General features: G+C 31.6%; 9 protein-coding genes. All 9 read left to right on the forward strand.

From position 1 onward, the window contains the following. The first annotated feature begins 21 nt into the window (after nt 1-21). The 9 genes from FPB0191_RS02655 (at nt 22) to FPB0191_RS02695 (ending at nt 17,657) form a co-directional block, all read left to right on the forward strand. Entirely contained in the window at nt 22-1,893 is a 1,872-nt protein-coding gene (locus FPB0191_RS02655) for a beta-glucoside-specific PTS transporter subunit IIABC (protein ID WP_039103821.1), read from the forward strand. A 12-nt stretch (nt 1,894-1,905) separates the two neighbouring features. Then, complete coding sequence (locus FPB0191_RS02660) at nt 1,906-3,348, forward strand: 6-phospho-beta-glucosidase (RefSeq protein WP_039103822.1); 1,443 nt, start codon at nt 1,906-1,908, stop codon at nt 3,346-3,348. A 348-nt stretch (nt 3,349-3,696) separates the two neighbouring features. After that, on the forward strand, nt 3,697-4,881 hold the full coding sequence (locus tag FPB0191_RS02665) for an ankyrin repeat domain-containing protein (protein ID WP_039103825.1): 1,185 nt from the start codon (nt 3,697-3,699) through the stop codon (nt 4,879-4,881). Between the two features lie 148 nt (nt 4,882-5,029). After that, a complete protein-coding gene (locus FPB0191_RS02670; RefSeq protein ID WP_039103827.1) occupies nt 5,030-6,214 on the forward strand; it encodes an ankyrin repeat domain-containing protein in 1,185 nt (394 codons plus the stop codon). Between the two features lie 476 nt (nt 6,215-6,690). After that, complete coding sequence (locus FPB0191_RS02675) at nt 6,691-7,860, forward strand: ankyrin repeat domain-containing protein (RefSeq protein WP_039103830.1); 1,170 nt, start codon at nt 6,691-6,693, stop codon at nt 7,858-7,860. Nucleotides 7,861-8,822: 962 nt separating this feature from the next. After that, entirely contained in the window at nt 8,823-10,715 is a 1,893-nt protein-coding gene (locus tag FPB0191_RS02680; RefSeq protein WP_039103832.1) for a hypothetical protein, read from the forward strand. 36 nt (nt 10,716-10,751) lie between these two features. Then, on the forward strand, nt 10,752-11,927 hold the full coding sequence (locus tag FPB0191_RS02685; protein ID WP_039103833.1) for a vWA domain-containing protein: 1,176 nt from the start codon (nt 10,752-10,754) through the stop codon (nt 11,925-11,927). 786 nt (nt 11,928-12,713) lie between these two features. Next, entirely contained in the window at nt 12,714-14,852 is a 2,139-nt protein-coding gene (locus tag FPB0191_RS02690; RefSeq protein WP_039103835.1) for a hypothetical protein, read from the forward strand. A 684-nt stretch (nt 14,853-15,536) separates the two neighbouring features. After that, entirely contained in the window at nt 15,537-17,657 is a 2,121-nt protein-coding gene (locus FPB0191_RS02695) for a hypothetical protein (protein ID WP_039103837.1), read from the forward strand. Nucleotides 17,658-17,823 lie beyond the last annotated feature (166 nt).

Below are 17,823 nucleotides of genomic sequence, written 5' to 3' on the forward strand. Positions count from 1 at the left end.
TCAAATTCAAGAGGCATAACTATGACAGGAAAAACGAGAGATTACCCTAAACTTGCTGCAGATATATTGCAGGAATTAGGCGGTGAGAAAAATATTGTGAAGGTATCACGTTGTGCGACACGATTGAGATTAGTTGTTAAAGATAATCCACCAAATGCTAAAGAAAATATTTCGAAACTAGCAGGCGTAATTACTGTAGTTGATAAAGGTGGGCAAATACAGGTCGTCATTGGTACTAATGTTGGTAAAGTCTATGATGCATTTTTACAATTAGTCAATCCACAAACCATTGCAACTGCCGAGGACAATAATAATATTTTAAATAAAATTATCGCCACTATGTCAGCAGTTTTTGCTCCTTTTGTTTATATACTTGCGGCATCCGGGATATTACAGGGCTGTTTGATCATTATTAAATTATTTTGGCCTTCATTCGAACAACTTGGTGTTTGTAAAGTATTAAGTTTAATTTCTTGGGCGCCATTTATTTTCCTCCCTATTTTTATAGCGATCACAGCATCACAGCATTTTCGTTGCAATATTTACATTGCTGTAGCTTGTTGTGCGGCGTTGCTTTCCCCTGAATTGGCTAAAATGGCTGAACTAATTAAGGATGGAAAATTGGTGGTTAATTTCCTTGGATTTAATTTACCAGAAACAACCTATGCATCATCGGTATTACCGCCACTATTTTTAGTTTGGTTACTATCATATTTTGAACGATTTTTAGATAAGTTTTTAAATAATGTTATAAAACCGATCTTTATGCCTTTTCTTTGCTTAATTATAATGGTTCCTTTGACTTTGATTGTAGTCGGTCCATTAACAGCTAATGCGGCTCACTATATTGCTTATGGTTATAATAATTTAGTCGATTTATCACCTTCGGTGGCTGGTTCGGTGATTGGTGGTGTATGGCAAATATTGGTGATATTTGGTGTTCACTGGGGAATCATTCCGGTCATTTTAGCCAACTTTGAACAACATGGCTTTGATTCATTCCAAGCTTATCAAATGATAGCGGTTATTGGTCAAGTGGGTGCGGCCTTTGGTTTCTATATAAAAAGTAAGAACAAAGAAATGAAAGGAATTGCATTATCAGCAGGCATTACTGGTATATTTGGTATTACTGAACCTGCGATCTATGGGGTCAACTTACGTTTTAAAAAACCATTTATTTGTGGTTGTTTGTCATCGGCTATAGGTTGTTTTGTTGCTGGATTCTTCATGCCTTATTATTATGCTTATGCAGGATTACCGGGTATATTAACAATCGTTAATACAATAAATCCAGATCATCTAGATTCCATTATTGGCGCATCTATTGGTAGTTCAATTGCGTTATTCCTTCCAGTTATTTTAATTCAATTTTTTGGTACTGGTGAACCTAAAGTTGAAGAAAAAGTGCAAGATGATACACCAAAAATATTACTTGATAGTGTTAAAATTGCTAGCCCTATGACAGGAAAAGTGTTACCACTTGATCAAGTTCCAGATCCAGTATTTGCCAGTAAAACCATGGGGGATGGGATAGCTATTGAACCAATTGATAACCATGTTTACGCACCATGCGATGGTGAAATTAAAGCGTTGTTTGATTCATCAAAACACGCTATTGGTTTACTATCTGATCAAGGCATTGAAATGTTAATTCATGTAGGAATTGATACTGTTAATTTGACAGATAATCAATTTACTTATCATGTAACGATGGGACAAAAAGTAAAACAAGGTGATTTATTAAGCAGTTTTGATATTGAAGCAATAAAACAAGCCGGTTATTCATTAATTACACCAGTTATAATCACTAATACTGATGAATATCAGCAAATCATACCAACATCAAAAACTGATATTACACCACAAGATATTCTATTGACCGTTAAGCAATAATAAGGATCAAAAATGACAATCAAAAATTTTTTATGGGGCGGAGCATTAGCAGCGCATCAATTCGAGGGTGGTTGGAATAAGGGTGGTAAAGGACCAAGTGTCGTTGATGTGATGACTGCTGGTGCTCATGGGGTAGCGCGTCAGATTACTCAAGATATTGAACCCGATAAATTTTATCCAAATCATACCGCAATTGATTTTTATCATAACTATAAAGAAGATATTAAATTATTTGCCGAACTTGGGCTTAAATGTTTGAGAACCTCCATAGCTTGGACACGAATTTTCCCTAAAGGGGATGAGTTAGAACCTAATGAAGAGGGACTAAAATTTTATGATAATGTCTTTGATGAATTAATTGCTAATGGAATCGAACCAGTTATCACTTTGTCACATTTCGAAATTCCATTACATCTTGCTCGTGAATATGGTGGTTTTCGTAATCGTAAAACGGTTGATTTCTTTGAACGTTTTGCTAAAACATGTTTTGAACGTTACAAGCATAAAGTAAAATATTGGATGACATTTAATGAAATCAATAACCAAATGGATACTAATAATCCGATTTTCTTCTGGACTAACTCCGGAGTACAAGTAAAATCTGGTGAAAATCCAAAGGAAGTACTTTATCAAGTAGCTCATTATGAATTGCTAGCTAGTGCTAAAGCAGTCATTGCTGGTAAAAAAATTAATCCAGATTTTCAAATTGGTTGCATGATTTCACACGTTCCAATTTATCCTTATTCATGCAATCCTGATGATATGATGGCTGCAGAAATTGCTATGCACCAGCGTTTCTTCTTCCCAGATGTGCATGTACGTGGTTATTACCCAAGTTATGCTTTAAAAGAGTTTGAACGTGAAGGATATAAGCTTGATATTACACAGGAAGACCTAGCAATCTTGAAACAAGGTACGGTTGATTACATCGGGTTTAGTTATTACATGTCAACAGTTGTTAAAGCCGAGGTCAATGAAAAACATGATCTTGAAAACATAGTTAATGGCGCTTTACCAAATGCGGTTGACAATCCTTATATTAAAAGCAGTGATTGGGGTTGGCCGATCGATCCAGAGGGGCTGCGTTATACACTGAATCGTCTTTATGAACGCTATCAATTGCCATTATTTATTGTTGAAAATGGTTTTGGTGCAATCGATCAGCTAGAACACGATCTACAAATACATGATCAACCTCGCATTGAATATCTTGCAGCGCATATTAAAGCAATGTTAACAGCGATTGATTACGATGGTGTAGATATTATTGGGTATACAGCATGGGGTATTATTGACGTAGTTTCTTTCACAACCGGTGAAATGAAAAAACGTTATGGGGTTATCTATGTTGATCGCGATAATGAAGGTAACGGTACCATGAAAAGGTATAAAAAAGACTCATTCAAATGGTATCAAGAAGTTATTAAAAGTAATGGTGAAAGCTTAAAGTCATAAATAAATTACTATGATTTGAAATATAAAAGGGTATTGAATTTCTTCAATACCCTTTTATTGTATAGCTCAACATTAACAACTTTGTTAAGCAGCTACAAAATATAAAATATGAAATAAATTATTTTTAAATGATTTATTACACAATCCCTCTTTTCATCAATAAACTTGTAACGAAACCGTATCGTTTTAACTTTTCAGCTTCTTTTTTTCTTGATAAGTATAGGTTAAACTGTTAACCGAAATAGTGTCTTTTGATTGAAGTCATTTATTATGCTTGACTACTCAAAGCACTGATACTCATTAAAGTTATAATAATCAATATAATAACGATGATATAGGGGATATAAAATGAATATAAAACCCATTAAATTTTCTTGGATTATTATTGTTTTTCTGATGTCATTTTGTATTACCGCTTATGGCACAAAACTATCTCCACCAAAATCGAATTATGATGAAAATCCTTTAGAATTGGCAGTAATGAATAAAAATATTGATGAGGTAAAAAAATTATTAGCTGAAGGTGCCAATATAGAAGGTGGCCGAAATGATGGTTATCCGTTAATAATAGCCATTGATAGCGGTCAATATGATATGGTTAAATTTTTAATTGAACATGGCGCGCGTGTTAATGGTTCAATTAATAGCTTTTCACCTTTACATTATGCTGTTAACGCTTATCATCTCAGTTCAACGCAAATTATGAGAATTACCAAATTATTACTCGTAAATGGTGCGAATGTTAATCATATTTATAATGGGCTTAGTGGTATGAACCAGATGTCTAATCTAGATTATGCATGTTATTCTAGTATATCAAAACGTCTTTGCCCATCTAAAAATCCATCACCTGCGGATGGTACTCCCCCTATCTTCTGGGCAATGGGAAATCCAGATGTGGTAAAATTACTTATTGATAACGGTGCAGAATTTCCTCCAGCAGAATTTCCTCAAAAAAAACTAAGGAGTTTTTCACTTTGGTATGTAGCCTATCGCTACCATAACCCTCAATCAATGAAATTATTACTCGATCACCATATTCCAATCGATCGCGGAGAGCCCATATTATTTGAATTAATTATAGGACGAAATAAGATTAAATATAAAGACTTAAAACAGATTATTGATTATTTGCTTATTGCGGGTTATGACATAAATGAAGTAAGTGACAGCGATAATACTTTACTATCAACACTAATTCGGGATTTATCTGAGGATGATTTAAAAATTGTTAAATTATTACTTGATAAAGGTGCCAATCCGAGTGTATTTATCAAGAAAGAAGGTAATATCGCTCATTTATATGCGTCTCGTTATTATGATAGTACAAAAAATAATCCTAGTTTAGGTATCACTTTTTTCCAACTTCTAATTGACCATCAACTTGACATTAATACTTTGACAAAATTTAGTCTTCAAACACCATTAGATCTGCTTTTTTCTAAAGTAAAGAACAAAGCAGAATTTGAGCAGTTACCATTAGTTGTTTATTTAAGACAACGAGGTGCAAAATTTAGTAGTGAGCTTAACTAATAATATTTATAGATAATAATGATTGAAGGGGTGAATATAGTCTAAACATTGAAAATATTACACTCCAATTAGATAATCGTATAACCGGTGGTTTTTCATTCTAAAGCCATAATAATCAATACAATAACGATGATACAGGGGATATAAAATGAATATAAAACCCATTAAATTTTCTTGGATTATTATTGTTTTGCTGATGTCATTTTGTATTACCGCTTATGGCACAAAACGATCTCCACTAAAATCGAATTATGATGAAAACCCTTTAGAGCGGGCAGTAATGAATAAAAATATTGATGAGGTAAAAAAATTATTAGCTGAAGGTGCCAATATAGAAGGTGGTCGAAATGATGGTTATCCGTTAATAATAGCCATTGATAGCGGTCAATATGATATGGTTAAATTTTTAATTGAACATGGCGCGCGTATTAATGGTTCAATTAATAGCTTTTCACCTTTACATTATGCTGTTAATGCTTATCATCTCAGTTCAACGCAAATTGTGAGAATTACCAAATTATTACTCGTAAATGGTGCGAATGTTAATCATATTTATAATGGGCGTAGTGATATGAACCAGATGTCTAATCTAGATTATGCATGTTATTCTAGTATATCAAAACGTCTTTGTCCGACTGATAATCCGTCACTTATGCATGGTACTCCCCCTATCTTCTGGGCAATGGGAAATCCAGATGTGGTAAAATTACTTATTGATAACGGTGCAGAATTTCCCCCAGCAGAATTTCCTCAAAAAAAACTAAGAGGTTTATCACTTTGGTATGTAGCCTATCTCTATCATAACCCTCAATCAATGAAATTATTACTCGATCACCATATTCCGATCGAACCCAGAGAGCCCATATTATTTGAATTAATTATAAGACGAAATAAGATTAAATATGAAGACTTAAAACAGATTATTGATTATTTGCTTATTGCGGGTTATGACATAAATGAAGTGAGTAACATCAATAGTACTTTACTATCAACACTAATTCAGGATTTATCTGAGGATGATTTAAAAATTGTTAAATTATTACTTGATAAAGGTGCTAATCCGAGTTTAATTATCAAGAAAGAAGGTAATATCGCTCATTTATATGCGTCTCGTTATTATGATAGTACAAAAAATAATCTTAGCTTAGATATCGCTTTTTTCCAACTTCTTATTGACCATCAACTTGATATTAATACTTTGACAAAATTTAGTCTTCAAACACCATTAGATCTGCTTTTTTCTAGGGTAAAGAATAAAGCAGAATTTGAGCAGTTACCATTAGTTGTTTATTTAAGACAACGAGGTGCAAAATTTAGTTGTGAGCTTAACTAATCATATTTATAGATAATAAAGGCATAGCGCTATTAAATCTATTCTAAATACATACATTTTATTGCATCACTTGAAATTGAAGGATTTAGTTAATGTTATAAATTAACAGAAGTTGCCTACTAGTATTACTATGATTTGAAATATAAAGAGTATTGAATTTTTTCAATACTCTTTTATTGTATAGCTCAGCATTAACAATGTTGTAAAGCAATTACAAAATATAAAACATACAAAATGTGTAATAAATTATTTTTAAATGATTTATTACACAATCCCTCTTTTCATCAATAAACTTGTGATGAAACCGTATCGTTTTAACTTTTCAGCTTCTTTTTTTCTTAATAAGCATAGGTTAAACTGTTAACCGAAACAGGGTATTTTGATTGAAGTCATTTAATATGCTCGACTACTCAAAGCACTGATGCTCATTAAAGTTATAATAATCAATATAATAATTATGATATAGGGGATATAAAATGAATATTAAACCCATTAAATTTTCTTGGATTATTATTGTTTTGCTGATGTCATTTTGTATTACCGTTTATGGCACAGAGCTATCTCTACCAAAATCAAATTACGATGAAAATCCTTTAGAATTGGCAGTAATGAATAAAAATATTGATGAGGTAAAAAAATTATTAGCTGAAGGTGCCAATATAGAAGGTGGTCGAAATGATGGTTATCCGTTAATAATAGCCATTGATAGCGGTCAATATGATATGGTTAAATTTTTAATTGAACATGGCGCGCGTGTTAATGGTTCAATTAATAGCTTTTCACCTTTACATTATGCTGTTAACGCTTATCATCTCAGTTCAACGCAAATTATGAGAATTACCAAATTATTACTCGTAAATGGTGCGAATGTTAATCATATTTATAATGGGCTTAGTGGTATGAACCAGATGTCTAATCTAGATTATGCATGTTATTCTGGTATATCAAAACGTCTTTGCCCATCTAAAAATCCATCACCTGCGGATGGTACTCCCCCTATCTTCTGGGCTATGGGGAATCCAGATGTGGTAAAATTACTTATTGATAATGGTGCAGAATTTCCCCAAAGAAAACCAAGGGGTTTTTCACTTTGGTATGTAGCCTATCTCTATCATAACCCTCAATCAATGAAATTATTACTCGATCACCATATTCCAATCAATCGTAGAGAGCCCATATTATTTGAATTAATTATAGGACAAGATGATATTAAATATGAAGTATTAAAACAGATTATTGATTATTTGGTTATTGCAGGTTATGACATAAATGAAGAGGGTGACAGCGATGGTACTTTACTAACCATACTAATTCGGGATTTATCTGAGAATAATTTAAAAATTGTTAAATTATTACTTGATAAAGGTGCTAATCCGAGTGTATTTATCAAGGAAGAAGGTAATATCGCTCATTTATATGCGTCTCGTTATTATGATAGTACAAAAAATAATCCTAGTTTAGATATCGCTTTTTTCCAACTTCTGATTGACCATCAACTTGACATTAATGCTTTGACAAAATTTAGTCTTCAAACACCATTAGATCTGCTTTTTTCTAAAGTAAAGAACAAAGCAGAATTTGAGCAGTTACCATTAGTTGTTTATTTAAGACAACGAGGTGCAAAATTTAGTAGTGAGCTTAACTAATACTATTTATAGATAATAATAAAGATATAGCGCTTGATTAAAGAGGGTGAATATAGTCTAAATATTGAAAATATCACACTCCAATTAGGTAATCCTACAATCAGTGGGTTTTCATTCATCACTTTCTGAAAGTGATGATGATATTAATAAAAATAAACGGTCAAGCTTTGAATTGGATGACATTATTGAATCTATTTTAAATACATACAATTCATTGTACCCCTAAAAAGTGAAGGATTTAGTTAATGTCATAAAATTAACAGAAGTTGCTTATTAATACTTAAGATAATGCTTATACCTAAAATATAATATTAGGTTGTAAGAAAAACGTTCTGGTCTCGCAGTTTGAACTAAAAATTATTTTTCAATATTTAAGCGAATTCTAAGGCAAATGATATCTATAAACTAGATAATATTGGCAAATATAAGCCAAATCAAATTGAAGTAGGGGAAGACAAATATTGATTAGCTAGGTTTCAAAGCCCTACTTCGTTAAAATCAACCTAACTTACTGAAATAAAATAATAATTTTTACAATAAAATCAATTATAAAGAGTATCTATAAATTTTATGTATTCCTTTATAGTGGCATTCCATGCTTTGTTTCTTGATTTTGGGGGTAATAACCTTAACTTATTTACAAAAAATAACATAATAAAAGTTCATCATTAGACTTAACTTATTGTAATAATAAAGAAAAATACAATTTTCAGTCGTCGTCCATAAAAATTAATTTTAATCCTAGACAAATATAAAAAACTGTGAAACTCTAAAAATGACTCCTGCCTTTAGCGTATTTTTATAAAGGTAGTCTGTTGATTTTAATGTGTTTTTCAATGGATATAGGTAATTATAACTCAATACCAATTTCATTGATGGCATAGCAAAATAGCAAATAAGAAATAAACGAATTTTCTTATGAGTATATGGATTTTAAATATTAATAAACAAGGATAGATATTATGTCAAAAATTAGTAACCCTATAAATGCTTGGCTAAATACACAAGATTCTCAATTCACACCAACAGGAAAATCAGTCCTTATTCCGTTAGAGTTGAAAGTATTAAAAGATTGGACTGAAGCAACCATTGATTTTAGTTTTACCTCTCCTGATAGAAACCTCACGGCTTCATCCATCAAAATCAGCCCGATAGTGCTAAAAAATCACAAAGCACAACAGATAACCAAAACAGATGTGAATCTAACTGTTAGTGAGGATGGTTTTTATGATATTGAGGCAAAAATCACTGTAACATTAGATTCGAAAACGGGAGAAAATAAATTACTGACGACTTTAAGATTTGGTGTTTTCTCATTTCAAGGTAAGTACATTTATGATTTTTCTTCGCAAGCTGCACTTGATAAATATGCTGAAATTGAGGCACTAAGTAAACCAAATAAAGAAGTTAAGACGCTTATTAATTTAGCAGAAACAAATAAAATAACATCAAGTGATAATAAGCTTACTATGGAACAAATGGGTGAAATATCACGTCATATTTTTGCAGAAAAGCAAAAAATCGAAGCCTTATATAATAACCAATACCCGTCGCTATTAAGACAAAGTCTACCAACTAAACCGAGTTTAAGAAGAGGCCAAAAAGTTACCCTTATTGTTCGATGGTCAATTAATAGTGAAAATACCGATTTTTTACCGTTAGATAAAGCTGCTATAGAAGTAAAAGGTAGTGATGGTTCACGATTCAAGGGTGTTTTAAATGAGGGTAAGTTTACTTTCACTGTTCCAAAAGATAATTTCACTTTTACTGCTACAGTATTTGCAGAGTATTCTGATAAATTTACTGTATATAGGCAGATCGAAATTATAGATCAGAATGGCAAAAAATCTTCAAAAGTTATTCCTATAACAACGAATTTTAGTGATCAGTTAAATTATGATATTACTGATGGTACAGCACCTTTCTGGTCTGTATTTTCTGCCGTAATGGATTTAACCGATATAGCTAAAAAACGTCTAAAATTTGAAAGAGAAAAAAATAAGAAGGTATATGTTGATGTCAAAAAAGATTCGACCTATTACCAACTACTAAATGGGGAAATTTATATAGGTAATGATGATTTTTATGATTGGGATGTCATTGCACATGAATTTGGACATGCTATTGCTAATGAATCTAACTCTATTAAATTTATTGCTGGGGGGCCTCATACTGGAGACAATCAGTATGATTATCCCGATAATAAGAAAACGTTAAATAACAAAAAAAATTCATTGGGATTAGCATTTAATGAAGGTTATGGCACTTGGGTAGGTGTAAGATTATTAAAAGAGTCTAATTATATTAATAAGATGCCTTATGTTGGTGATGATTTTTACATTGATAGAGCACAAAATGGCTCCGTTATGATAAATATTGATTTAACTGAACATGAGACAACGCATTACGTTTATGGAGAAGATACAGAATTAGCGATTACAGCATTACTATGGCAGCTTAGTGATCAGAATAAGAATCCATATATCAGAGCACTTTGTAGTCGTAATACAGACTATATTTCTTATTCTTTAGGCGATATTTTTAATAAAATCTTTAAAGGACGACAATTAGAATCAATTAGTGATTTTTACCAAGGAATGTTTATCGATTATGTCGGCGTTCAGAGCAATTTTCTTAGGACCGCGGTATCGGGTACGAAAATAAAAGAAAAGATCCTTCAAAGAATACATGATTTAGCTATGCCTTTTGCGGAATTTGGTATTGGTATTAATATTGATGATACCAAATCAAATGAATTCAAAAAATTATGCTGGTCGCAATTAAAATCGGGGTTGTTACCGGGTCATGATCATTTTGATATCTATTTTTTTAATGATGACCAAGAAGTTGTATAGAAGATCCTAGATAAACAAGTAGGCAACAGTAATGATGTGGTACAACAAAATGGAATAACCTATACATATTCATTGCAGGAAAAGGATATTACTCAAATAGAAGCCTTTTTATCGTCTAGAAAAAAAAAGACGCAAATACTGTATGTTTTGATTGCAGCCACAGCTACCGGCAAAACCGCAAAAGATGGAAAGATCCCTACGGGACCTTATTTTAGTAATTTAGCTAGATTCCCGTATTCTAAACCAAGGAAAACGGTCATAGCTGTGGATAGTTCAGGTAGTAATCTAGATACTGATCCAAATAATCTACGTATTGCTGTTGCTCATAACTTACTTATGAGTCAAGCTAATAGAAATGATCTCATTTTAAATGGCAAGATCAATAATGAAAGAATGGTACAAACCGCTGCAATTGATTTTGATTCTGATGTTAAGCTCTTGTCTGATTTTACATGGCCATATGGTTTATATTACCGTAAGATCTTTAAAAAAATTGATTCAAATGGAGGAACGGATATTGCAAAAGCTATTTATGTGAGTATTAATTTATTAAAAGAACATGATGGTAATAATCAACCTATTTCAAAACCAGTTAATGAAAAAAATTCATTATTTATACTTACTGATATGGATAATAATGCTGGTCAGCAACCTGTTATAGAAGCTATAGAGAAGGCTGCTAAAGAAGATATTAAAATTCATTTAGGTCACTTAAAACCATTTTTTATTCGTTCAGCAGTTTCTAAAATCAATAATGATATTAGTATAAATAGCAGACAACAAGTAGCGTTTGATGATGTTATTAAATCTATGCTCAAAACAAAAGGTAGTTATGCAATTGTAGAGGATGCAGATTCCCAACAAGCTTGGATGGAATTGGCTGACTACTTAGATCATAATGAGCTTACGAATGTAAAAGAAATCGCCTTACCTTTCAATGTTTGTTTTTATAGTATCGCCAAAGCTGAAAAAAATACCCTAACTTATTTAATTACACCTAAAAAGTCAGGTGTAATTACGATAACAGTTGATAGTAAAGGTAGTTTCACTCCTAATTTAACGATAAACGGGGTTGGTCAACAAAAGGATTTAGGGCAAGATTGTTATGAAATCAAATTAAGAGCGAAAGCCAGAAAAACTTATGCGGTTGAGTTGAATAAGCCATTAAATTCACAAGGGTTATATAGCATTATTGCAAAGCTAACTAAATAGGGCAATAAACTGATTTGTGAAGGTGAATCAATGAAAACAGGGGGGCTTAACTCTAAATTGATATGTGTATGTTTGCTAGAAATGTACAAAAGGGCAACAAGGCGATGGTATTAATAACGTAAAAGCCGATAGCACACCACAAAAAGTGATAAGACTGAAAAAATTAAACAACTAAAAGAAGGTCTTATCACTTATTCGCGCTTGATACTGATGGAGAAGTCTGGGATTGGATGAATAATAGTAATGGTTCACAAAATTTATTGAAATATCAGTTCATGTGAAAAAAGATAAATTTGCCGAACATATAAAAATGAGCGAAATCCTTTCATTAATAGCCACCATAAATAATTACAATATTAAAACTACAAATAAGCAGTATTTATAACGCTTTTAAATAATAATTATGACTAAATTCCATACAATTATTATCGTTTATTAGCTTTGAGATTATTAAATTTAATGTTCATCAAAAATATCATAATAAAAGTTCATTTTTAGACTTAATTTATTGTAATAATAAGAAAAATATACCATTCAGTCACCGTGCACAAAAAATAATTTTAATCCTAGACAAATATAAAAAACTGTGAAACTCTAAAAATGACTCCTGCCTTCAACGTATTTTTATAAAGGTAGTCTGTTGATTTTAATGTGTTTATCAATGGATATAGGTAATTATAACTCACTACCAATTTCATTGGTGGCATAGCAAATTAGCAAATAAGAAATAAACGAATTTTCTTATGAGTAATGGATTTTAAATATTAATAAACAAGGATAGATATTATGTCAAAAATTAGTAACCCTATTAATGCCTGGCTAAATACACAAGATTCTCAATTCACACCAACAGGAAAATCAGTTCTTATTCCATTAGAGCTAGAAGTATTAAAAAATTGGACTGAAGCAACCATTGATTTTAGTTTTACCTCTCCTGGTAAAAACCTCACGGCTTCATCCATCAACATCAATCCAATCGTACTTAAAAATCACAAAGCAGAGCCGATAACCAAAACAGAGGTAAATCTGACTGTTAGTGAGGATGGTTTTTATGATGTTGAAGCAACAATCACTGTAACATTAACTGATGCAGATTCGGAAACGGGAGAAAATAAATTACTGACGACTTTAAGCTTCGGTGTTTTCTCATTTCAAGGTAAGTACATTTATGATTTTTCTTCGCAAGCTGCACTTGATAAATATGCTGAAATTGAGGCATTAAGTAAACCAAATAAAGAAGTTAAGACGCTTATTAATTTAGCAGAAACAAATAAAATAACATCAAGTGATAATAAGCTTACTTTGGAACAAATGGGTGAAATATCACGTCATATTTTTGCAGAAAAGCAAAAAATTCAGGCTTTATATAACAACCAAAACCCCTCATTACTAAAACAAAGTCAACCAACTAAACTGAGTTTAAGAAGATGTCAAAAAATTACCCTTAAAGTTCGATGGCCAATCAATAGTGAAAATAGCGATTTTTTACCGTTAGATAAAGCCACTATAGAAGTAAAAGGTAGTGATGGTTCGCAGTATAAAGGTGTTTTAAATAAGGGGGAGTTTACATTCACCGCGCCAAAAACTGATTTCTCCTTTACTGCGACAGTTTCAGCGGTATTTTCAGATAAATTCGGTATATATAAAGATGGTTTGCTATTTGATACGCTTATAACAACGAATTTTAGTAATCAGTTAGATTATAATATTACTGATGGTACAGCGCCTTTCTGGTCTGTATTTTCTGCCGTAATGGATTTAACAGAGATAACTAAAAAACATCTAAATTTTGAAAGAGACATCAATCGGGTAGTATATGTTGATGTTAAAGGAAATTCGACCTATTACCAACCATCAAATGGGAGAATTTATATAGGTAATGATGATTTTTATGATTGGGATGTCATTGCACATGAATTTGGACATGCTATTGCTTATGAATCTAACTCTATTAAATTGATTGCTGGCGGTGCTCATAGTGGACAAAATCAGTATGATTATCCAAATAACGATACAACATTACATAATAAAGAAACTTCGTTGGGATTAGCATTTAATGAAGGTTATGGCACTTGGGTAGGTGTAAGATTATTAAAAGACTCTAATTATATTAAAAAGATGCCTTATGTTGGTGATGAGTCTTACACAGACAGAGCACAAAATGGCTCCGTTATGATAAATATTGACTTAACTGACCATAAGACATTGTATGACGTTTATGGAGAAGATACAGAATTAGCAATTACAGCATTACTATGGCAGCTTAGTGATCAGAAAAAGAATCGAAATACCAGAGCTGTTTGTAGTCGTAAAGCCGACTCCATTTCTTATTCTTTAGGCGATATTTTTAATAAAATTTTCAAAGGACGACAATTAGAGTCAATTAGTGATTTTTACCAAGCTATGTTTATTGATTATGTTGGCGTTCAGAGCAATTTTCTTAGAACCGCGATGTCGGGTACGAAAATAAACAAAAAGATCCTTGAAAGAATACATAGTTTAGCTATACCTTTTGCGGAATTTGGTATTGGTATTAATATCGATGATACAGAGTTGGAAGAATTCTATTACTTAGAGTGGTCGCAATTAAAAACAGGGTCGTTACCGGGTCATGATCAGTTTGATATCTATTTTTTCAATGATAGTCAAGAAATTGTATATAAAATCCTAGATAAACAAGTAGGCAAAGGTAGTGGCTTAGTCCAACAAAATGGAACAACCTATACATATTCATTGCAGGAAGAGGATATTACTCAAATAGAAGCCTTTTTATCTTCTAGAAAGAAAAAGAAACAAAAACTGTATGTCATGATTGCAGCCACAGCTACAGGAAAAACCGTAACTAATGGTAAGATTACTACAGGGCCTTATTTTAGTAATTTAGCTAAGTTTATATGTGACTTATCTGAAGATTCAGACGATTAAACAAGGTGATATCTATGGAGTAGCTTATAATGGCGAATATAATATGATTCAGAATGAAACTGAAGGGTAAAATATTAATAGGCCAGATATAAGGATTTCACTCAGTTAAGATTTAAATGATTTATTGAAAAAACACCATCTTGTATGGTGTTTTTTTATTATCGGGGAATCACTTTTAGATAGGTCTAAGATCAATTTACTATAAAATTGAGCGAAACTCTTTCATTAATAGCTACCATACATAATTACAATATTAAAACTACAAATAAGCAGTATTTATAACGCTTTTAAATAATAATTATGACTAAATTCCATACAATTATTATCGTTTATTAGCTTTGAGATTATTAAATTTAATGTTCATCAAAAATATCATAATAAAAGTTCATTATTAGACTTAACATATTGTAATAATAAAGAAAATATACCATTCAGTCATCGCATAAAAAAATAATTTTAATCCTAGACAAATATCAAAAATTGTGAAACTCTAAAAATGGCTCCGGTCTTTAGCATTTTTTTGCAACAGGTAGTCTGTTAATTTTAATGTGTTCATCATTGGATATAGGTAGTTATAACTCAATACTAATTTCATTGATGGCACAGCAAAAGAGCACATAAGAAATAAAGGAATTTTCTTATGAGTAAATGGATTTTAAATATTAATAAACAAGGATAGATATTATGTCAAAAATTAGTAACCCTATTAATGCCTGGCTAAATACACAAGATTCTCAATTCACACCAACAGGAAAATCAGTCCTTATTCCATTAGAGCTAGAAGTAATAAAAGATTGGACTGAAGCAACCATTGATTTTAGTTTTACCTCTCCTGATAGAAACCTCACAGCTTCGTCTATCAACATCAACCCAATCGTGCTAAAAAATCACTTAGCAAAACCGATAACCAAAACAGATGTGAATCTAACTGTTAGTGAGGATGGTTTTTATGATATTGAGGCAAAAATCACTGTAACATTAGCTGATGCAGATTCAGAAACGGGAGAAAATAAGTTACTGACGACTTTAAGCTTTGGTGTTTTCTCATTTCAAGGTAAGTACATTTATGATTTTTCTTCGCAAGCTGCACTTGATAAATATGCTGAAATTGAGGCACTAAGTAAACCAACTAAAGAAGTCAAAACACTTATTAATTTTGCAGAAACAAATAAAATAACATCAAGTGATAATAAGCTTACTTTGGAACAAATGGGTGAAATATCACGTCATATTTTTGCAGAAAAGCAAAAAATTCAAGCTTTATATAACAACCAAAACCCCTCATTACTAAAACAAAGTCTACCAACTAAACCGAGTTTAAGAAGAGGTCAAAAAATTACCCTTAAAGTTCGATGGCCAATCAATAGTGAAAATAGCGATTTTTTACCATTAGATAAAGCTGCTATAGAAGTAAAAGGTAGTGATGGTAAGCTATTTAAAGGTGTTTTAAATAATGGGGAGTTTACATTCACTGCTCCGACAGCTGATTACTCCTATACTGCAACAGTTTCAGCGGTATTTTCAGATAAATTTGGTGTGTATAAAGAAAGTACGCCAGTTGATATGCTTATAACAACGAATTTTAGTAATCAGTTAAATTATGATATTACTGATGGTACAGCGCCTTTCTGGTCTGTATTTTCAGCCGTAATGGATTTAACAAATATAGCTAAAAAACATATAAATTTTGAAAGAGAAAAAAATCGTATAATCTATGTTGATATTAAGAGCAGTGGATGCTTTTACTTACCTAGTACACAAAGCATTAATATAGCTAAAGCTGATTATTATAATTGGGATGTCATTGCACACGAATTTGGTCATGCCATTGCACATGAATCAGATGCTATTAGGATGATTGCTGGGGGGCCTCATACTGGAGAAAATCAGTATGATTATCCCGATAATGAAATAACCTTTAATAACAAAAGATATTCAATTGCGTTGGCATTTAATGAAGGCTATGGTACTTGGATTGGGATTCGGTTATTAAAGCACTCTGCTTACGCTAATAAGATGCCAAATGTCGGTGATGATTATTATACAACAATTCGTAGCGATGGTTCTATAGGTTTTAATTTCGATTTAAAAAATCATAGCACATTATATGGCTTTTATGGTGAGGATGCGGAGCTTTGTATTGCACCATTATTATGGCAGCTTAGTGATCAGAAAAAGAATCCCTATATCAGAGCACTTTGTAGTCGTAAAGCAGACTATATTTCTTATTCTTTAGGCGATATTTTTAATAAAATCTTTAAAGGACGACAATTAGAATCAATTAGTGATTTTTACAAAGAAATATTTATCGATTACGTTGGTGTTCAGCCCGACTTCCTTAGAACGACACAGGATGGTACGAAAATCAACAAAAAAATCCTTCAAAAAGTACATAATTTATCTGTACCTTTTGCAGAATTTGGTGTTGGTATTTATATTGATGATAAAGTATTAAAAGATTATACGCAATTAAATATGTATCAACTTAAATCGGGATCATTACCTACTATAGATCAAGTTGATATGTATATATTTAATGATCAACTAGAACTTATGGGTAAGGTTCTTGATATAGAATTAGATTCAAGTAGTAAATTAATAAAAGGTAGTACAAACGTTACTTATTCGCTGCAGAAAAAGGATATTGCTCAAATAGAAGCTGCTTTTGCTCCTAATAGGAAAAAAGAACAAATTGTATATATTTTAATTGCTGGTACAGCCACCGGACAAACCGCAATAGATGGAAAGATCGCTACGGGACCTTATTTTAGTAATTTAGCTAAGTTTAAATTTACCCAACAATAAAAATTAATCAGTTTTTATAATAATTTTTAATTATTGACAAATTATAAAAACTGTGAAACATTTAAATCTGTTACTTACCTTTAACCTGTTTTAGGTAAGTAACTAAATGATTTATATAAATTTATAAATGCGCATAGGTAAATTTAAATGAATGTATATTTTATTA

It is taken from the genome of Frischella perrara, from assembly GCF_000807275.1.
GTDB lineage: Bacteria > Pseudomonadota > Gammaproteobacteria > Enterobacterales > Orbaceae > Frischella > Frischella perrara.

Coding starts and splice junctions, on each gene's coding strand:
- FPB0191_RS02655 (WP_039103821.1), top strand. CDS start 22: ATGACAGGAAAAACGAGAGATTACCCTAAACTTGCTGCAGATATATTG.
- FPB0191_RS02665 (WP_039103825.1), top strand. CDS start 3,697: ATGAATATAAAACCCATTAAATTTTCTTGGATTATTATTGTTTTTCTG.
- FPB0191_RS02660 (WP_039103822.1), top strand. CDS start 1,906: ATGACAATCAAAAATTTTTTATGGGGCGGAGCATTAGCAGCGCATCAA.
- FPB0191_RS02680 (WP_039103832.1), top strand. CDS start 8,823: ATGTCAAAAATTAGTAACCCTATAAATGCTTGGCTAAATACACAAGAT.
- FPB0191_RS02690 (WP_039103835.1), top strand. CDS start 12,714: ATGTCAAAAATTAGTAACCCTATTAATGCCTGGCTAAATACACAAGAT.
- FPB0191_RS02670 (WP_039103827.1), top strand. CDS start 5,030: ATGAATATAAAACCCATTAAATTTTCTTGGATTATTATTGTTTTGCTG.
- FPB0191_RS02695 (WP_039103837.1), top strand. CDS start 15,537: ATGTCAAAAATTAGTAACCCTATTAATGCCTGGCTAAATACACAAGAT.
- FPB0191_RS02675 (WP_039103830.1), top strand. CDS start 6,691: ATGAATATTAAACCCATTAAATTTTCTTGGATTATTATTGTTTTGCTG.